The organism is Comamonas sp. 14P8.1.4 (assembly GCF_057799285.1).
In genome coordinates this window covers 142,111-159,687 of the sequence record NZ_JBYOKN010000001.1, presented here as the reverse complement: position 1 = coordinate 159,687, position 17,577 = coordinate 142,111, and the positions used below count along the sequence as shown (strand labels likewise).

Sequence of the window (17,577 nt, the reverse complement as noted above, 5' to 3'; positions counted from 1 at the left end):
GCAGCTCGGTTTCATGGCCGCCGCCCGTGGTGATACGACTCGCAGCCAGTGCATTTTTGATGCGCTGGCTTTGTTGCGTCCACAGCAAGCCTTTGCGCACATTGGCATGGCTTGCGCCTGGATGAATGCAGGCCAGGCCAGTCAGGCGGTCCAGCAACTTTCGCGCGTGCACTTACCCACAGGGGAGGAAGCCGACATGCTGGATGCCTTTCATGCATTGGCTTTGCAACTGGCAGGCCATCGGCGCCAAAGCACCCATTTGCTGGAGCAACTGGTGCAACGCACACGCGAATGCCTGGACAGCCCTGCCCGCCGCATGGCGCTTGGCATGCTGGGCCAGCCGCAAGCGCCCTTCAGCCCCCCTCTTCAATCACAAGGACCGCTCTGATGGAAGTACTTGTCCAAGCATTGGCAAGCAGCACCTTGCCGGCAGCACCTACACCCGTGGCGGCTGCATCTGCCAGCGATGCCGAGCGCTTTGCACAGATGATGGAGGTCGCGCCCCCATCGGCGATAGCCTCTCCAGCTATCAGCCATACCTCTGCAGCCGCTGCAACTCCCCCCACAACACCGGCCGCCGATGGCACCGTCCCCAACGTTGGCGAGCGTATCTTGGGCGGCATGCAAAGCATTTCGCAAGATATGCAAAAGCAGTGGGGTGTGGTGAGCCAAACGCTGCAAGACGGCGGCAAGAACCTGACTATGCAGGACATGCTGCGCCTGCAACTGCATCTGACGCAAGCGTCCGTGCAATACGAAGTGCTGGGCAAAGCCATCAGCAAGTCCACTCAGAACTTTGACCAACTGGTGCGTGTGCAATGACGGTATTTCCGATGTTTTCCTCGCTGCACCCCATGACATGGGTGCGCGGCGCTTTCGTGGCTTTGTGCCTCACACTCGCTGCCTGCGGTGGCAAGGTGGATCTCATGGGGGCTATCCCCGAAGACGAAGCCAATGAAGTCATCTCTGCTTTGCTGCAAGTGCAGATTCCTGCAGAAAAAGTAGCAGGCAAAGAAGGCATGGTCAGCGTTCGCGTACCTTCCAACAATGTGGGCCAATCCCTTGAGCTGCTGCGTGAACGCGGGCTGCCGCGTGAACGCTACGCCGGGATGGGCCAAGTCTTCAAGAAGGAAGGCTTGATCTCCTCACCGCTGGAAGAGCGTGCACGCTACATCTACGCGCTGTCCCAGGAACTGTCGCAAACATTGTCCAAAATTGATGGCGTGCTCAATGCTCGCGTGCATGTGGTGCTGCCAGAACGCGGCGTGGCCGGGGATGCGGGCGTTCCCTCGACCGCTGCAGTTTTCATTCGCTATCAGGATGGCTACAACCTCGAAATCCTGCAGCCGCAGATCCGCCGCCTGGTGACCAACAGCATTCCCAGTTTGAGTGCTGAGAATGTCTCGGTCATCTTGGTCGCGTCACAACAGCGCGTGCTGACCGAAGCTGCCGAAAGCACAGCAATGGGTAAGGTCTGGGGTATCCCCATCGCCACGCAACACGCTGGCACTTTGAGTGCGGTGCTGTGGACCATGCTGATCTTGTGCCTGACAGCCTTGGGTGCCGGCGGCTATGCACTGTGGCGTTGGGCCCCCTGGCGCAGCAAAGCGACGGCCTTGAGCACGGTGTAACCCATGGATGCACCATGTCCACGCTGCTAAAAGAAGAACAAAGCATAGCTACCAGCGCTGATGGAATATGGCTTAACAGCCATTTTCTTCATTGGTGGCTACTTCCCAGCCAGCACGCCCATGCCAGCTGGCTGCCCCAGCTGGTTGCAGACGTCCTGACGCCGTTGCCTTCCAGCGACAGTGCAATCCATGGCGCACTGCACCAGCACTGGTCTTCCCAGCTGCTGGCACAGCAAGCCGTGGATGCAGCGCAGCTCACTGCTATCACCCACCATGGTGCGCTGGCGCTTTGCATGGCGCCGCATGCCTTGTTCGATGCATGGCTGCTGCATGCGGGCATGCTCATCAGCAGTCCTCAGCTCAGCCGCTGCATCGACCGTGCCAGCCGCATGCGTGTGCAGCAAGCGCTGGGCGAACAGGCCTTGGCCTGGGTCATTCAGACAGTCCCCCCACTGCGTGCAGGCTTGCCAGAACTCGCCCAGCTGCAATGGCATGGCCTGGATCTTGCCGAGAGCATGCGATGGATAGGCGCACAGCTGCTGTGGACCGCACTCGACAACGCACCCTCTGCACTCCATGAACGCCTGCTTTGGCAGCTGCCCTCGCACTGGCAGTCACTGGAAATGCCCATTGCCCGCTGGCCTAACGCTGCAGATGCGCTGGCGATTGGCCTTGAATTGATGAACACACTGGATTCCGCATGGCTTTCCTCATTGCCAAAGACCCACTGACTCCCGCACGTCACCTGCAGGCCAAGCTGGCACCCGGCGTGCGGCGCCTGCGCGCCAGTGATATCAGCGCCTGGGCAACAGCGCAGTCACTGATTGAAGCCGCCCAGCAGCAGGCTGCCGCTATCGAAGTCCAGGCCCAGGCCGCCTACCAAAAGGAATGCGAGCGCGGCTATGCCGATGGCTTGGCCGATGCGCAGATGGAGCAGGCCGAAAAAATGATTGACACCGTCAGCCGTACGGTGGATTACTTCGCCCAAATAGAAAGCGACATGGTGCAACTGGTGGTGCAGGCCATGCGCAAGATCGTGGATGGCTACGACGATACCGAGCAGGTGCTGGTCGTGGTGAAAAATGCACTGGCCGTGGTGCGCAATCAAAAGCAGATGACCTTGCGCCTGCCTCCTGCACAAGTGGAGCCTGTACGTGCCCATATCAACGACATTCTGAGCGCCTACCCCGGTGTCGGCTACCTGGATATCGTGGGCGATGCCCGGCTCGGACCGCATGCCTGCATTCTGGAGAGCGAGATCGGCGTGGTGGAAGCCAGCATCGAAGGGCAGCTTCAAGCCATTGAAAGCGCTTTCCAGAAAGTTCTGGGCAGCCGCGTATGAGTGCCGCCACACTCACCCACCCCAAACGCAGCATGCGCCAATTTGGCTACATCACGGAGATGATGCAGCTGGCGCTGGACGACACGCCCGTGCTGCAAATCAAGGGCCGTGTGACGCAGGTGATCGGCACCATCATCAAGGCCGTAATTCCTGCCGTCAAAGTGGGTGAAGTGTGCATCTTGCGCAATCCGGGCGAGGACTTCGAGATGAAGGCCGAGGTAGTGGGTTTTGCCAAGGATGCCGCGTTGCTCACCCCGATTGGCGACATGTACGGCATCTCCTCAGCCACCGAAGTGATTCCCACCGGACGTGCACACATGGTGCCCGTTGGCTATGGCTTGTTGGGCCGTGTACTCGATGGACTGGGCCGTCCGCTGGATGAAGCAGAGCGCGGACCGCTGGAAGCGAGCAAGTTCTACCCAGTGTTTGCCGAAGCACCCGACCCCCTCAAGCGCCGCATCATCTCGCAGCCACTGGAGCTGGGCGTGCGCGCGCTGGATGGCCCGCTGACCTGCGGCGAAGGCCAGCGCATGGGTATTTTTGCGGCGGCAGGTGGCGGTAAATCCACACTCATGGCCATGCTCGTCAAAGGGGCCGATGTGGACGTGACCGTCGTGGCACTGATTGGGGAGCGCGGCCGTGAAGTGCGCGAATTCCTGGAGCATGAACTGGGGCCGGAAGGTCGCAAAAAAAGCGTGATTGTCTGCGCCACCAGCGACAAATCCTCCATGGAGCGCTCCAAAGCGGCCTATGTCGCCACGGCCATTGCCGAGTACTTCCGCGATCAGGGCAAGAAGGTGCTGTTCCTCATGGACTCCGTCACCCGTTTTGCGCGGGCGCAGCGCGAGATTGGCCTGGCTGCTGGCGAGCCGCCTACCCGACGCGGCTATCCCCCTTCCGTGTTTGCCACGCTGCCCAAGCTCATGGAGCGCGCCGGCATGAACGACAAGGGCTCCATCACCGCGCTGTACACCGTGCTGGTCGAAGGCGATGACATGAGCGAGCCGATCGCCGATGAAACCCGCTCCATTCTGGACGGCCACATCGTGCTTTCGCGCAAGCTGGGTGCCCAGAATCACTACCCCGCCATCGATGTGCTGGCTTCTGCCTCGCGCGTGATGAATGCCGTAGTCTCACCCCGCCACAAGAAACTCGCAGGCCGCTTGCGTGAGCTGATGGCCAAGTACGAAGAAGTCGAGTTGCTGGTCAAGATCGGGGAATACAAACGGGGCGGCGATCTGGTCACCGACGAAGCCATCGACAAGATGGATGCCATCAAGCAGTTTCTGAAACAAGCCACCCAGGAGCACGCCTCCATGGATGAGACTTTGGCAGCACTGGAGCAGCTGGTCGGAGGCAATCTGCGATGAGCCACATGATGCAGGAGCTGCTGTCCATCAAACGCTTTCGCGAAGGCCAGGCAGAAATGGGCGTGCGCCAGCAGCGCACCAAGCTCCAAGAACGCGAAGCAGCACTGCAAAAGATTCAGGAAGAGTTGGCCCGCATGCTGGAAGAAGCGCTGCGCAGTGAAAAGGCGCTCTATGCCGACCTGTGCACGCGCCTGGTCAAACTGCGTGATCTGGAGGATGCCAGCCAGTTTGTCGCCGCCCTCAAGCAGCAGGAGTTGCTTCAACGTGATGCCGTCAGTGCTGCAGAGGCTGTTTTGGCACAGGCCGAGCAGGCGCTCGCCGATGCCCGCAACACCCACCAGCAAGCGGTTCAACAGACCTCCAAGTTTCTGGAGTTGGCAGATCGTTTTGATCTCCTGGCTTCACAGGAAGCCGAGCGCAAAGAAGACCTGGAAATGGAAGAGGCCGCAAGCATTGCACGCGACAAGGAAGACTGGCACCACGAGGAGGCGTTGCAATGAAGCCGTTGATCACCACGTGCCGCCATCAGGAGGTGCACCATGTCCACTGACCGCCCTTTGCATCTGGACGTGGGCGTCCCATCAGGCTCTAACTGGAGCCAGTCACAAACAGGCTCCCAAGGTGAACCCCATCTGCGCCAGGGCATGCAGCAAGACAGCGCACGCCTGCACGATTTGATGGCACAGCCCAATACAGCTACAAGCCAATCCAGTCCTACGCCAACAGCTTCACATTCAGAAGCAAAAAGCCCATTCGATCTGTTTCGCCCGGCGACGGCTTCCACAGCATCCTCTCCCGCCGTGAGCCCGCATGCTGAGGATATCCCCATGGCCGACGCTTCACTGGAATCCATGCTGCAGCACATGGCCAGTCGCTTGCTCGTCAACGACGGACACAACGGTCGCCGTGCCGTCCAGTTGCAAATTGACGATGCACAACTGCCTGGCGTTGAACTGCAGGTGTTTGAGGCCGAAGGCCGCCTGACGGCGTTATTCACCTGCGCCAGCGAAAACACCCGCCTCAAACTGTGCCAGCAGGCCCCATGGTTGGCTGAGCAGCTGGCACAGCGACTGCAACGCGCAACCTGCGTGCAGGTACAGACCGATGACCCCACCGCCCCTTGCCTGGAGCAAGCGGTATGTGATGCTTTCTAGACTTGATTCAGCCACTGCATGTTGACTACGATGCCTTCCCCTCATCCTGCTTGGCCCTTGCCTGCGCTCAGTCGCAATCAAGTGCAAGCCTTTGAACGTATTGCAAGCCATGCGCAGCAGTTGCCCGTCACCGTAGCGCAGCGCAATTGGTGGCTCACGCTCACGCCAACCATTCAGAATTCAGCGCCCCACACCTCCTGCCCCGTGTGCGTGCTGCTTGAATGGTCAGGCAGCATCTGGCAACTGTGGCTGGATACCGCGCAGTTGCAACAACTGGTCGCCGCTGTGCTGCCTGCGAGCACCGTATGCCCCACCCTCCCCCCCAGCTTGTACAAGCCGCTGCTACAAGCCGCATGCGCACCACTGCTCGTGCAATTGGAGCGACTGCAAAGGGGGCCGGCCAGCATTACTGCCATTCACACCACGCAGCTGCCAACGCCTGCAACATTTGCCATGAGCTGGCAGCTTGAGCCCTGTGATACGCCAGAGGCCATCACACCACTGCACGGCCACTTGCATACCGATAGCCTGGGATTGATGAGTTTGGCTGGCGTTCTGGCCTCAAGGCCCATGCCAGCAAAGGCTCCAGATCTGAATTTGCCACTTCGCTTGCACGCCACATTGGGCACCACCCAGCTCGCCAAGCATGAATTCACCGACCTCGCCTTGGGCGATGTCCTGATGCTGACCCACAACTATCTGCAAGGCCAGCGCCAGCTTTGGCTTGCTGCCGGTGAACGGGCTGGACTGCACGTTCAGCTGTCTAGCGATAGCGATTTTTCTCAATTGACTGTTTTGCACGCCTGGAGCGAGACCATGCCCTCCCATATTGAAGATGTCGACGCCACCACCCACATGGCGGTGTCTCTGGACAACATCCCCGTCAAAATCAGTTTTGATCTGGGTGAGATAGAGCTCTCGCTGGCACAAGTCAGTGCTCTCCAGCCCGGGCAAGCCCTGACACTGCAGCACGCACCAGCAGGGACGGTCGCTATCCGTGCCAATGGTGCACTGATCGGCCATGGCGATCTGATTGAGATTGATGGGCAAATGGGCGTCTGTATTAGTGCACTGCATCCCGCCGCCTCCAGAGCAGAGCCATCCGTACAGGTGGCCAAGGCTTCTGCTGAGGTTCTGAGCGACGAAACCGTCTAAGCCCATGAATGCTTCTTTCGATCCAATCACGCTGGCGGTACTGCTGGCGCTGATGGCGTTGATGCCCACACTGGTTGTGGTCAGCACTTCTTTTTTGAAAATCGCCATCGTCATGTCTTTGCTACGCAACGCACTGGGCGTGCAGCAAATGCCCCCCAACTTGGCGTTGTATGGCTTGGCACTGATCCTGTCCGCCTATGTGATGGCGCCAGTGGGCAACCAAATCCTCAACCAGGTCAGTCGCAGCGGTGAAAGCCTGCGCAGCGTGCCCGAGCTGATTCACAGCGTGCAGCATGCGGCAGAGCCGCTGCGTGAATTCATGGTGAAGAACAGCCGCGTAGAGCAGCGTGATTTTTTCCTGCGTACCGCTGAGCGCTTGTGGCCCGCTGAGATGTCCCAAGGCATGACAGAACGCGACTTCATGGTGCTCATGCCGGCGTTTGTGGTCTCAGAGCTCACCGCCGCTTTCCAGCTGGGTTTTTTGATCTATCTGCCGTTTGTGGTGATCGACCTGATCGTCTCGAACATCTTGCTGGCCATGGGGATGATGATGGTGTCGCCTGTCACCATTTCGCTGCCCTTGAAACTCTTTCTTTTTGTGATGGTGGACGGCTGGTCGCGCCTGATCCAGGGCTTGGTGCTGACCTATGCCTAACCCGATCCAACGCAGCGCACCGAAAGACTGACTATGCATGAAATTGATGTTGTGGCCTATTTCACGCAGGCACTTTATTTGGTGCTTTGGCTCTCACTGCCCCCCATTGTGGTCGGCTCCATCGTGGGTACTTTGTTTTCGTTGTTTCAGGCACTGACCCAAATTCAGGAGCAAACGCTGTCATTCGGCGTGAAGCTCGTTGCGGTGTCGCTCACGATCTTGCTGACCGCGCGCTGGGTCGGTGGTGAGATGTTCAATTTCACCGCCCAAATTTTCGACGCTATCCCTTTGCTGGGTCGCTGATTTATTTGCAGGCCATTTGGGAACCCCATGGACATTCCGGTTACCTACGATGAGGCCAAAAGCTTTGTCTCTGCCATGGCTCTGACCCAACCGCGCATTCTGGCCATGTTTATTGCTCTGCCACTGTTCAACAACCAGCTGATCCCCGGCCTTCTGCGCTGGGCAGTGGCGGGCGCCATCGGGCTGATCATGGTGCCGGTGATGCAAAGCCAGATTCACAGCAATCCGCTGGAAATGAATGCAGTGCTGATGATGCTCTACATCCTCAAGGAAGCCTTTGTCGGTTTCGTGCTGGGGTTGCTGGCCGCACTGCCATTTTGGATTTTTGAAGCGGTGGGCTTCCTGGTGGACAACCAGCGTGGTGCCAGCATCTCTGCCACGCTGAATCCGATCACCGGCAACGACTCTTCCCCGCTGGGCATTTTGTTCAACCAGGCTTTCATCGTGTTTTTCCTGATCAGTGGTGGCCTGGGTCTACTGCTGGGAATGCTCTATGACAGCTTCGCCATCTGGCCTCCGCTGCAATGGGTGCCGCACTTCGAGGACAGCCACATTCCTTTGTGGCTCGGTCGCCTGGATGACCTGGTGCGCATGGCCGTGCTGCTCGCAGCACCTGCATTGGTCGTCATGTTTCTGGCCGAGTTTGGTCTGGCGCTAATCAGCCGCTTTGCCCCGCAGTTACAGGTTTTCTTCATGGCCATGCCTATCAAAAGCGCCCTGGCCATGCTGGTGCTGATGCTGTATGCCAGCACCTTGTTTGAATACGCCGCAGAACATGTCCAGAGCGTGCGACAAGTGCTGCCTTGGTTGCAAGACCTGTGGGGACCGCACAGCGCCACACCAGGAGGTGGGGCGTGAGCGAAAAAACCGAACAACCCACCTCGAAAAAACTGCATGACAGCCGCAAAAAGGGTGATGTTGCGTACAGCAAAGACTTCACGCAGACGATTTTGATTCTGGCGCTGTTCGGCTACATGCTGGCCGCCAGCGGCCATATTGTGGAAACCCTGGGACAGATGATTTTGCTGCCCTCGACTGTGCAAGGTCTGCCATTCCATGAAGCGGCCAACGCTATCGTCACCCAATTGCTGCTCGAAGCTGCCTGGTTGCTGCTGCCTTTCATTGGCATCGTCGTAGGTCTGGGAATTTTTTCGGATGCCCTGCAGGTCGGTATTTTGTTTGCCTTCGACAAACTCAAGCCTTCTGCCAAAAAACTCAACATCCTGGCCAATGCCAAAAACATCTTCTCCAAGAAGAATTTGATGGAGTTTTTGAAGTCGCTGCTCAAAATTGGTTTTTTGAGCGCCCTGCTCACCCTGATCATTCGAGACGCCCTCCCCACACTCACCACTTTGCCGCTCGCAGGCATTCAGGGATTGGGCCAATCCGTGGCCAGCCTCCTGCACACCATGCTCGTCAATATTGGTGTGGCCTATGGCGTCATGGCTCTGGCTGACTTTGCATGGCAACGCTTTCAGTACCGTAAGGGTCTGATGATGAGCAAAGACGAAATCAAGCAAGAATACAAAGAGATGGAAGGCGACCCGCACATCAAGCACCAGCGCAAGCACCTGCACCAGGAAATGATGCAGGAAGGCGCCGTACAAAGTGCGCGCAAAGCCACCGTCTTGGTGACCAACCCAACCCACTACGCAGTGGCACTGCACTACGAAGCGGAAGACACCCCTTTACCGATCGTGACCGGCAAAGGCGAAGGTGCCTTGGCACAACGCATGATTGATGCAGCCCGAGAAGCGGGTGTTCCTGTTATGCAAAACATCCCCTTGGCACGCGCGTTGTCTGCCCAGGCCCAAACCGGCCAATACATTCCCTCTGACCTTGTTGAGCCCGTGGCCGAAATCCTGCGCCTGCTGCAGCAGATGCCCAAAGACTAAACGAATGAGATTCTTGCTGTGAACACTGCGACCGCCGCCAAGCATTTCGGCCCTGCCCACGAGTTACTGCGCCAGTACGGCGCTCAGTTTGACGCCCAGCCTGCGCCTGGTAGCCCTGTGCTGCCCTTGATGGTTGACGGGCTGCACATGTTGCGCCTATGCGCTCTGCCGCACAGCGGCGTACAAGTCAGCGCCTGGTTGCGTGCCCTGCCTGAAGCAGGTATGGCGCGCGACAACCTCTTGGTCGCTGCTGGCAAGGCGGCCGCCGGGTTGATGGCACAACACGCCGCCCACTGCGTGGTGGATGCGCGTGAGCGCGCACTCTGGCTGCAACAGCTCAGCCCCGCACACAGCCTTCAAGACATTGATGACACCGTCGGTGCACTGGTCAATGCATTGGCTGCCTGGAAACCATTGATAGGCAGAGCCTGAAGCGCAGCCCTTCCCCCCTCTTACGGACCAGATACCGATGACCTCCTTGCACCGCCTCATGACCACACGCCTGCGCCATGCAGCCTTGGCCACCTTGCTTGCCTGTGGCAGTACAGCCTGGGCCGGTCCGCATCCATGGACAGAGGATGCCTACACCTACTATGCCAGTCGCCAACCGTTGCAGCGCGTACTGAGTGACTTTGCCAGCAGCTTCAGCCTGAGTCTGGAACTCAGCCCTGAGGTCAAGGGCAACGTCAACGGAAAATTCAATGCAGCCACTCCTGCTGCTTTTCTGGACCAATTGTCCAGCGTGCATGGATTGCAGTGGTTCACCCATGCAGGAACGCTGTACGTCAGTCGCAACAGTGAGATGCAAACACAGACCGTCATGGCCGGCGGAGGCACGATTGGCGCCGTGCGCCAGGCACTGGAAAGTCTGGCGGTGCTGGACCCTCGCTTTGGTTGGGGAGAGTTGCCAGAACAAGGCTTGGCACTGGTTTCCGGCCCCCCCCAGTATCTGACGCTGGTACAACGCACCATGGCTGCCTTGCCATTGACCGCGGGGGGGCAGCAAGTGGCTGTCTTCCGCCTCAAATATGCGTCTGTGGATGATCGCACCATCCTCTATCGCGACAGACAGATCACCACCCCAGGTTTGGCCAATGTGCTGCGCAACCTGATCTCCGGGCAAGGCAACAGCGGTGTACACAACGCCTTGCTGACATCTGTGGCACCCAGCGTCAACGCCCTGGCACCCGCCGCCAATACAGCGGGCCTGGATTTCAGCAGCAATGGCAATGGTCTGCAGGGCTCCACCACCACAGCCTCACCCAATGGCAGTGCTTCAGGCAGCCTGCCACAGAGCGCTACACCCCGCGCTGCGGGAGCAAGCAGAGCCAGTGAGGCACGCCGTCTGGCACCCTCCATTCAGGCAGATTCACGCCTGAATGCCATCATTGTGCAGGACACTGCAGATCGTATCCCGCTGTACAAGCAGCTCATTGAACAGCTGGATGTCCCTGCGCCCTTGATCGAGATCGAGGCCATGATCATCGACGTCAACACGACGAAGTTGGATGAGCTGGGCATTTCTTGGAGTGGTCGCCGCGGTGGCACCGTGGCAGGCTACGGCAACACCACCACCGTGGGCGACGGCAACGATTTTGTCGTTGGCGCTGTGCAGCGCGCAGCGTCCGTAGACCCCAGCAGCCTGGTTGTCAGCTCGGGCAACTTTTTAATCAATCGCATTCGTGCGCTGGAGAGCAAAGGCGACGCGACGATTCATTCCCGCCCGTCCATCTTGACCATCGAAAATACCGGCGCCTTGCTGGACCTTTCGGAAACTTTCTATATCCGAACGGTAGGCGAGCGCGTCGCCACCATCACCCCAATTACTGCTGGCACCACCTTGCGCGTCACGCCGCGCATGGTCCAGCGCGAAAGTGATGTGGTGATTCAACTGGATATTGACATCGAAGACGGGCAGATTCAGGAGGTCACCGTTGACACCATTCCTATCGTGCGCCGCAGCGTAGTCAGCACGCAGGCCATGGTCGGTGAGAACCAGGTGCTCTTGATCGGCGGTTACAACAACCAGCAGCGCAAATCGGAGGTGAACAAAGTTCCGGTTCTAGGCTCTGTGCCTTTGGTGGGGCTGCTGTTCTCGAACAAAACCCACAACAACCAGTCGCGCGAGCGCATGTTCATGATCAAGCCACGGCTGGTCACTCTGCCCAACGCCGCACAGACTGCGCTCGATCAATTGCGCACAACAGATCCCGCGGTCAATCCTGCCATCCCCGCCATCCACCCGGTGCATGAGGAAACCCCGGCGACCTCCGCCAAAACTTCCGACACGTTTGACGTGGTCCACGCACCCAATTAACCGTCTCGCCCCTGCGGGGGCGCAGCATAGCTGCTGCGGTCACACGCAAAAAGCTAAACAACCGCCGCTGCAGGAAAGCCGTTGCGTCCCGGGAACTCCGGCGCCAATTCGCGCGCATTGGGCATCTTCACCCACAGGCGCAAGAGCTTGCGGCGCTGCTCAGGCGCATCAAAGTCTTCAAAGCCATTGCGTGAGTGCAGCACCACATAGTTGTTGGCAAACTGGATATCACCCGGCTCCAGCATCATGTCCAAGCGCAGCTCGGGCTGGTGGATGACGCGGTCGAACAAATCCAGCGCCTCGACTTCCACGGGCGACAGTGGCAGGCCGCGCATCTCGTGGCCCAGTTCGATGTACTGGCGCATGTAGCGGCAGCTGAGCTTGCTCTGGTGGAAGCTGAAGATGGGCGTCAGGCCTGGCTCTGTCCCGGTTTCACACAGGTGGGCACAGTACCACTGGCGGTAGTACAGCCCCAGGTATTCGGGGTGCGTGCGCAAAATCTCGTTGTAGATGGCCGCTACGCTGATCAGACTGGACAGACCGCCCTCCTTGGCCTTGCGCACACACAGCAGGCCCACCATGTCAGAAGGATCGCTGTGGTAGGGCAAATAGTCATTGGTTTCGTAGACACGCGTGGTCTTTTGACTCTTGTCCCCCACGTTCATCACCAGACCCAGCAAGTCACCGCGCGGGTTCTGGCGCACCGGCTGCCCCAGGTGCAAACCAATGCCGTAGTACAGCGCATTGATCTCGGCATCGCTGTAGCGCTCCACCGGCAGCCCGCGCAGCACAACAAAGCCACGGCCATTTTCCAGCTGCTCGGCATGCAGTGCCAGCTCGGCCCGCAAGGCTTCGGGCAAGGGGAAGTCGGCTTGCTGGAAATGCGGAAACTGCAGGCCCTGCGCCTTCAGGTGCGCCAAGGCTGCATCCAGTGCTGCGATCGCATCAACGCTCAGGTGGTGAATCCAGGAAGAATCTCCGGCCAGATCTGCGCCGCGCCATGCGGCAGGGCCTGTCAGAGGGGTGTGAAGAATGCTGCTCACGCTGTACCGTCCTTTAACCAAGGGTTAACCCGCAAAAGAAGGCATGCTAGAGCGTGCAACAGGCTGTTGGCGCAGCGCAACAAACCTGATGTTTATTCATGGATTTCGCTTGCTGCCAATGCTCGCAAAGCTTCCAAATCAATAGCAAAGCGTTGATCCTCTCAACGTCGCCGAACACACGCACAGCGCCTGCTCTGTTACACAGATTTTTTCAAGCATTCGCGTTTTCACGCAGGAAATCACCACCCCGCATCCCGCTGTTCACGGCTTTTTGAAGCCCTTATATTGCGCAAAGACCCTTCAAGGAGCAGTACATGGCCAGTGCAGGAGGTGATTGGAAAGACATGTTCAACGCGGCAGAACGCGGTGATGTGGACTGTGTGCGCTACCACCTGCGCGCCGGTGTGGATGTCGATTATCAGCACCCCGAGGCCATGGTGTCCGCCCTGGTCATCAGCGTGCTGGGCGGGCATACCGCTGTGACCCAGCTGTTGCTGGAGCACGGTGCTGATCCCAATCTAGCTGCGGAGCTGGGCCAGCTCACCCCGCTGCAAGCGGCACGCCAACGCGATGACACTGCACTGCAAGACTTGCTGCTATCTTTCGGTGCCACCATGCCCCGCCACCCAACCCGTGCGCGGTGGTGGCAGCGCTGGCTTGCGCTCTAGCAGACAGCCGCCCTGCGAGGGCCGTGCCGCATAGAGATCACGTGCAGACCACGCGTTTTCGCGCATCGCGCCACAATCACTGCTTTTGCTGACTGCTTGCCCCACACCATGACTGAACTGAGCTTTGAAGAACACCTGCAATCGGGCAACACCCTGGTCGTCCAGGCCCACCAGGCCGCCACGCAGGACTTCCAGCGCGCCCGCGCACTGTGGCAAGAGGCGGGCAAGCATTTCTTCCACGCCCACAAAGCCGAGCCGGTGCACGCAGAAGCGGCATTTCGCCTGGCACAAGCCTGGATGGCCGAGGCCCTGGCATTGCAAAAAGAAGAATCGGCCAACGCGCTGGTGATGTGGAGCAATGCCGCCGCCCAGTGCGAGCTGGCGTTTGATTTGGATCCGGAGAACGGCCGCATCGCCATGACGGCTGCCAGTTGCCACCACTTTGCGGGCGAGCACGATGCCGCCAAAGCCTGGAAGCAGATTGGCACACATTTGCTGGAAGACGAAAAAGCGGCTTCCGAGCAAACCCCGGAGGAATAACCGCAGGGGCTAAGCTGGATGGCCCGTGTGGACTGCAGTCCCGCCATCCACCTGTACTTGCAGATCAATACGCTGCTGGGCCAGCCACTGGACCAACCCTTGTGCTGGCACAGACGCGGATGCTGCGGCGGGGTTACGAGGATGTGCCAGTCCTGCGAACATCATCAGCTGCAAGGTTTGCAGCAACAGCCCTTCCTGCCCGATCAGGCCAGGCAGTTGTGACAGCTCGAAAAACGTAGCCGGGCCTTGATGCAATCGCTGCAGCAACGCCGTGCACAGGGCCTGCGGTGCCTCGATCGGCCCAATCGGCGTAGCAAAGGAAAGCGGGCCTGCCACAGGAGCAGTCGGTAAGCACTGAAACACCATGGCTTGCAGCTGCTGCAGGTAGGCGCCTTGCGCCAATGGCGCAGGCTGCAGCTGGAAAAGATCCATGCGCTGATGGCTGTTGCGCGCCATATCTTTCAGCGTCTCGGCAATCGCGGGAATCTGGGTCTGCCGGATCACGCCTTGCATGGTACCAGGAACAGACAACGACACATCCAGGTTGTTGAAAACGTCAGCGCTGCCCAGATAGCTCAGCCCCAATGCACTGATTTGCCGATGCACTTGTGCCGAATGCGCGGGCTGCCAATGGTCGGTCAAAAACTCATGCGCAAGGTCCCGGGGATCTTGGCCTTGCAGGTTTTTTAGGTGCCTGCGCACGCCGGGGCTGTCGCTGAACAGTCCTCTATCACTCAATTGGCTCAGTAGTTTCAGCCCCATCTGCGCCTGCTGTGCCGAGCTGCCTAGAACATGTGGCGCAAACAGATGCAGAAAGTGCTGCACGGTCAGCAAATCGGTTGAACCTGGGTGGCACATGTAGTGCAGGTAAAAAATCCCCCCCTGCTGCAAGCAGGTCTGCACACACGCCAGCAAGGCTTCTTGTTGATGTGGTGCCACCCACGACCACACCCCATGCGTTGTCATGAAGTCAAACCGCGTCGTGTGGATGCGGGCAAACTCCGTGAAGTCGCTGTGGATGAACTCGATGTTCTGCAGCCCTGCCGCACCAGCAGCCGCACGGGCCAGGCGGACATGGGTGGCGTTGACATCCACCCCGGTAAAACGTGCCTCCGGGTGGCACGCGGCGGCCACCAGCAAGTTGATTCCCACGCCACAACCCAGCTCGCAGTAGCTGAATGCACCAGCGACATCGGGTGCCGTAAAGCCCAGCATGCGTGTCACGCCGGCCAGCCAGACGGGTTGCATTTCCTTGTAGAAAAATGCGGGGTAATCGACATCGGTGGGGTAACCATCGGTCTTTTTCACGGTATCCCTTCCCAATCCAACGGCCTGACAACGCACAGGCTGCCAGGCCGTTGCGAGGTCTTGCCCAATTAGAACTGTGCTGTCACCGATGCGCTGTAGCGTCGGCCATCCAGTACATAGGCGAAACCATTGTCAGGCGTCACGCGTCGGTTCGTCAGGTTGTAGACGCCGAATCGCAGTTTGACATCCGGGGTTGCGGCGTAGACCAAGCCCACATCCATGAAGGTGTAGGCGGGGTACTTCATATCGTTGGTACTCGAACCACTGGAGTTGGTAGTGCGGCCCGAGGTTTTGCCACGGAAATTGACTTGCCCCCACAGATTCAGCTGGTGGGTGGCGCGCCAGTCCAGCGAAGCATTGAACATATGCTCAGGAATATCGTTCAGCGGCTTGCCCACATTTTTCCCGGAAGTCTGCTCCGTTTGGGCATAGGTGTAGCTGTGGCGGTAGGTCCAGGCTTTGTTCAGCTTCCAGTCTGCGGTCCACTCCAGCCCCTTCAACTCGGCAGAGTCCACGTTCTCCATGGTCGTGTAGCCGAATCGATGTCCCGGATAGGTCACGCCGTTGTACACGCACACATTGGTCGGGTCCGTCGTGGCTTCACAGCCAGGCAAACGGCCTGAGCGCAGCAGCTTGTTCTTGAACTCGCTGCGGTAAACCGTCACGCTGCCAGACAAGCCATTGCTGGCATCCCCGTAGTTGAGGCCGATTTCAAAGTTACGTGTGGTCTCAGGCTTCAGCTCCTTGTTGCCGATGATCACGCCGCCCATGGAAGAGCTGCCGAAGTCCGATGCGGCATTGCGCAGGCTGGGCGTCTTGTAGCCCGTGGTCATGCCACCTTTCAGCGCCAGCGTGGGCGTCAGGTTGTACACGGCATACACCTTGGGGCTGAGCTTGCCACCAAAGTCCTCGCTGTAGTCATAGCGCCCGCTCAGCAGCAGTGACAAATCGTCCGTCAGCTGCCAGTTGTCTTCGAGGAACAGGGCATACATGTCGCGGTCCATGGTCACCACATCCGTGGGCACCACGACACCCGGCAGGTTCAGCCCGTTGCTGGCGCCATCCTTAAGCTCTTCGCCCTTGTAATTGGCTCCCGCCGTCAAAGTGTGATCACCCAGGAAGAACGTTGCCTGCGTATTGGCGGTCAACGTATCAAAGCTGATGCTGTTGCCCGTTGTGACGTTGGTGCGCGTGGGGTTGTCCGACGTGTCGTAATTCACATAGCTTTCCCACAACATGTCCTTGTAGCGCCCCTCGTGGGTCACAAACAGGTTGTTGCGGATGGATTTGCTGTACGTCGCATCATCGGCTGCGGCCAAGCTCTTGCCGGGGTTGTGGCTGCGCTCCTGCGTCGTACGGGTGCCGCCCAGTGTGAAGGTGTTCTGTGCATCCACTTTCAAGCTGGCCTTGGCGCCAAAGTTCTGTCGCTTGAACTCAGGATCTGCCGCCGCGCTGTCATCACCACCTACAAAATCTGCCTCGCTCTGATTGCGGTATGCCCCTGTCAGCTGCAGCGACAGAACGTTCTGCACGATAGGCAGGTTCAGCGCCATGCTGGTCTGGAAACCGCTGTTGGTGACATCGTTGCCCGAGCCCGGCTGGACGAATTCTGTCGTCACGCTACCGCTGAATTTGTTGACGACCTTCTTGGTGATGATGTTGACCACACCGCCAATCGCATTGGAGCCATACAGCGAAGATGCCGGGCCACGCACCACTTCAATGCGCTCGATGGATTCCAGCGGCGGCAGGAAGTTAATCGGTGTTCCAGCCTGTGCACCATTCAGACCAAAGGCCTGGTTGTCCTGCTGCGGGCGGCCATCCACCAGGAACAAGGTGTAGTCCGCACTCATGCCGCGAATCATGATGGACTCTTCAACGCCACCGCCTTGGATATGCACACCCGGCACATTTTTGAGCACGTCGGTCACATCGGTATACGACTTTTTGGCAATCTCATCGGCCGTAATCACGCTGATGGATGCGGGCGCGTCTTTGACGCTTTGCTCATAGCCCCCTGCAGTCACCGTCACGGTATCGAGCTGTGAGCCCTCTTGCTGTGCCAGTGCAGACAGACTGCTCAATGCCGCTGCTGCAATCAGCGAGCGATGAAATGGAAATGCCTTAGACATGGAAACATCCGCTTTTCGAGAATCATTTTTTTAAATAGCAGCCAGCGAAGGCAGATGTTTGTTA

General features: G+C 58.8%; 20 protein-coding genes. 17 read left to right on the top strand and 3 right to left on the bottom strand.

Annotated elements, in window-relative coordinates; all coding sequences use genetic code 11:
* Positions 1-13 precede the first annotated feature (13 nt).
* The 15 genes from AC27VO_RS00800 (at position 14) to sctC (ending at position 11,822) form a co-directional block, all read left to right on the top strand.
* Complete coding sequence (locus tag AC27VO_RS00800) at positions 14-388, top strand: hypothetical protein (RefSeq protein WP_488664805.1); 375 nt, start codon at positions 14-16, stop codon at positions 386-388.
* A complete protein-coding gene (locus AC27VO_RS00795; protein ID WP_488664804.1) occupies positions 388-822 on the top strand; it encodes an EscF/YscF/HrpA family type III secretion system needle major subunit in 435 nt (144 codons plus the stop codon). The genes AC27VO_RS00800 and AC27VO_RS00795 overlap by 1 nt, the downstream gene beginning before the upstream one ends.
* Complete coding sequence (gene sctJ, locus AC27VO_RS00790; RefSeq protein WP_488664803.1) at positions 819-1,631, top strand: type III secretion system inner membrane ring lipoprotein SctJ; 813 nt, start codon at positions 819-821, stop codon at positions 1,629-1,631. The genes AC27VO_RS00795 and sctJ overlap by 4 nt, the downstream gene beginning before the upstream one ends.
* A gap of 14 nt (positions 1,632-1,645) precedes the next feature.
* On the top strand, positions 1,646-2,362 hold the full coding sequence (locus tag AC27VO_RS00785; protein WP_488664802.1) for a SctK family type III secretion system sorting platform protein: 717 nt from the start codon (positions 1,646-1,648) through the stop codon (positions 2,360-2,362).
* The gene (locus AC27VO_RS00780) at positions 2,332-2,973 is read left to right on the top strand and encodes an HrpE/YscL family type III secretion apparatus protein (RefSeq protein WP_488664801.1); all 642 of its coding nucleotides are present in this window, start codon (positions 2,332-2,334) and stop codon (positions 2,971-2,973) included. Before AC27VO_RS00785 ends, AC27VO_RS00780 begins: the two co-directional genes overlap by 31 nt.
* A 32-nt stretch (positions 2,974-3,005) precedes the next feature.
* Complete coding sequence (gene sctN / locus AC27VO_RS00775) at positions 3,006-4,343, top strand: type III secretion system ATPase SctN (RefSeq protein WP_488665506.1); 1,338 nt, start codon at positions 3,006-3,008, stop codon at positions 4,341-4,343.
* A complete protein-coding gene (gene sctO / locus AC27VO_RS00770) occupies positions 4,340-4,843 on the top strand; it encodes a type III secretion system stalk subunit SctO (RefSeq protein WP_488664800.1) in 504 nt (167 codons plus the stop codon). Before sctN ends, sctO begins: the two co-directional genes overlap by 4 nt.
* Before the next feature lie 327 nt (positions 4,844-5,170).
* Positions 5,171-5,497 carry a type III secretion HpaP family protein gene (locus tag AC27VO_RS00765; RefSeq protein ID WP_488664799.1) on the top strand — a complete coding sequence of 109 codons (327 nt, stop codon included), beginning with the start codon at positions 5,171-5,173 and terminating at the stop codon, positions 5,495-5,497.
* 30 nt (positions 5,498-5,527) lie between these two features.
* Positions 5,528-6,652 (top strand): type III secretion system cytoplasmic ring protein SctQ, encoded by a 1,125-nt coding sequence (gene sctQ, locus AC27VO_RS00760; protein WP_488664798.1) that lies wholly within the window; start codon positions 5,528-5,530, stop codon positions 6,650-6,652.
* A 4-nt stretch (positions 6,653-6,656) separates the two neighbouring features.
* Complete coding sequence (gene sctR / locus AC27VO_RS00755) at positions 6,657-7,307, top strand: type III secretion system export apparatus subunit SctR (RefSeq protein ID WP_488664797.1); 651 nt, start codon at positions 6,657-6,659, stop codon at positions 7,305-7,307.
* Between the two features lie 33 nt (positions 7,308-7,340).
* Positions 7,341-7,610 (top strand): type III secretion system export apparatus subunit SctS, encoded by a 270-nt coding sequence (gene sctS, locus AC27VO_RS00750; protein WP_488664796.1) that lies wholly within the window; start codon positions 7,341-7,343, stop codon positions 7,608-7,610.
* Between the two features lie 27 nt (positions 7,611-7,637).
* Positions 7,638-8,468, top strand: a complete 831-nt coding sequence (gene sctT / locus AC27VO_RS00745) for a type III secretion system export apparatus subunit SctT (RefSeq protein ID WP_488664795.1) — start codon at positions 7,638-7,640, stop codon at positions 8,466-8,468.
* Positions 8,465-9,505, top strand: coding sequence for a type III secretion system export apparatus subunit SctU (sctU, locus tag AC27VO_RS00740; RefSeq protein WP_488664794.1), 1,041 nt, complete (start codon positions 8,465-8,467; stop codon positions 9,503-9,505). Before sctT ends, sctU begins: the two co-directional genes overlap by 4 nt.
* A gap of 18 nt (positions 9,506-9,523) precedes the next feature.
* A complete protein-coding gene (locus tag AC27VO_RS00735; protein ID WP_488664793.1) occupies positions 9,524-9,937 on the top strand; it encodes a type III secretion system chaperone family protein in 414 nt (137 codons plus the stop codon).
* Between the two features lie 58 nt (positions 9,938-9,995).
* On the top strand, positions 9,996-11,822 hold the full coding sequence (gene sctC, locus AC27VO_RS00730; protein ID WP_488664792.1) for a type III secretion system outer membrane ring subunit SctC: 1,827 nt from the start codon (positions 9,996-9,998) through the stop codon (positions 11,820-11,822).
* A gap of 53 nt (positions 11,823-11,875) precedes the next feature.
* Here sctC and AC27VO_RS00725 read toward each other — a convergent pair whose 3' ends face one another.
* Positions 11,876-12,865 carry a TauD/TfdA family dioxygenase gene (locus tag AC27VO_RS00725; RefSeq protein ID WP_488664791.1) on the bottom strand — a complete coding sequence of 330 codons (990 nt, stop codon included), beginning with the start codon at positions 12,863-12,865 and terminating at the stop codon, positions 11,876-11,878.
* A gap of 314 nt (positions 12,866-13,179) precedes the next feature.
* Here AC27VO_RS00725 and AC27VO_RS00720 point away from each other — a divergent pair, with 314 nt between their 5' ends.
* A complete protein-coding gene (locus AC27VO_RS00720) occupies positions 13,180-13,533 on the top strand; it encodes an ankyrin repeat domain-containing protein (RefSeq protein WP_488664790.1) in 354 nt (117 codons plus the stop codon).
* A gap of 108 nt (positions 13,534-13,641) precedes the next feature.
* The gene (locus AC27VO_RS00715) at positions 13,642-14,073 is read left to right on the top strand and encodes a hypothetical protein (RefSeq protein ID WP_488664789.1); all 432 of its coding nucleotides are present in this window, start codon (positions 13,642-13,644) and stop codon (positions 14,071-14,073) included.
* 9 nt (positions 14,074-14,082) lie between these two features.
* Here the strand turns inward: AC27VO_RS00715 and AC27VO_RS00710 are convergent, their stop codons facing one another.
* Together AC27VO_RS00710 and AC27VO_RS00705 are read right to left on the bottom strand one after the other, a co-directional pair.
* Positions 14,083-15,381 carry a class I SAM-dependent methyltransferase gene (locus AC27VO_RS00710; protein ID WP_488664788.1) on the bottom strand — a complete coding sequence of 433 codons (1,299 nt, stop codon included), beginning with the start codon at positions 15,379-15,381 and terminating at the stop codon, positions 14,083-14,085.
* Positions 15,382-15,449: 68 nt separating this feature from the next.
* Complete coding sequence (locus AC27VO_RS00705) at positions 15,450-17,513, bottom strand: TonB-dependent receptor domain-containing protein (RefSeq protein ID WP_488664787.1); 2,064 nt, start codon at positions 17,511-17,513, stop codon at positions 15,450-15,452.
* Positions 17,514-17,577: the final 64 nt, after the last annotated feature.

Coding starts and splice junctions, on each gene's coding strand:
- sctQ (WP_488664798.1), top strand. CDS start 5,528: ATGCCTTCCCCTCATCCTGCTTGGCCCTTGCCTGCGCTCAGTCGCAAT.
- AC27VO_RS00780 (WP_488664801.1), top strand. CDS start 2,332: ATGGCTTTCCTCATTGCCAAAGACCCACTGACTCCCGCACGTCACCTG.
- AC27VO_RS00715 (WP_488664789.1), top strand. CDS start 13,642: ATGACTGAACTGAGCTTTGAAGAACACCTGCAATCGGGCAACACCCTG.
- sctS (WP_488664796.1), top strand. CDS start 7,341: ATGCATGAAATTGATGTTGTGGCCTATTTCACGCAGGCACTTTATTTG.
- AC27VO_RS00800 (WP_488664805.1), top strand. CDS start 14: ATGGCCGCCGCCCGTGGTGATACGACTCGCAGCCAGTGCATTTTTGAT.
- AC27VO_RS00705 (WP_488664787.1), bottom strand. CDS start 17,513: ATGTCTAAGGCATTTCCATTTCATCGCTCGCTGATTGCAGCAGCGGCA.
- AC27VO_RS00765 (WP_488664799.1), top strand. CDS start 5,171: ATGGCCGACGCTTCACTGGAATCCATGCTGCAGCACATGGCCAGTCGC.
- AC27VO_RS00785 (WP_488664802.1), top strand. CDS start 1,646: ATGTCCACGCTGCTAAAAGAAGAACAAAGCATAGCTACCAGCGCTGAT.
- sctO (WP_488664800.1), top strand. CDS start 4,340: ATGAGCCACATGATGCAGGAGCTGCTGTCCATCAAACGCTTTCGCGAA.
- sctC (WP_488664792.1), top strand. CDS start 9,996: ATGACCACACGCCTGCGCCATGCAGCCTTGGCCACCTTGCTTGCCTGT.
- sctJ (WP_488664803.1), top strand. CDS start 819: ATGACGGTATTTCCGATGTTTTCCTCGCTGCACCCCATGACATGGGTG.
- sctN (WP_488665506.1), top strand. CDS start 3,006: ATGCGCCAATTTGGCTACATCACGGAGATGATGCAGCTGGCGCTGGAC.
- AC27VO_RS00795 (WP_488664804.1), top strand. CDS start 388: ATGGAAGTACTTGTCCAAGCATTGGCAAGCAGCACCTTGCCGGCAGCA.
- AC27VO_RS00720 (WP_488664790.1), top strand. CDS start 13,180: ATGGCCAGTGCAGGAGGTGATTGGAAAGACATGTTCAACGCGGCAGAA.
- sctT (WP_488664795.1), top strand. CDS start 7,638: ATGGACATTCCGGTTACCTACGATGAGGCCAAAAGCTTTGTCTCTGCC.
- sctR (WP_488664797.1), top strand. CDS start 6,657: ATGAATGCTTCTTTCGATCCAATCACGCTGGCGGTACTGCTGGCGCTG.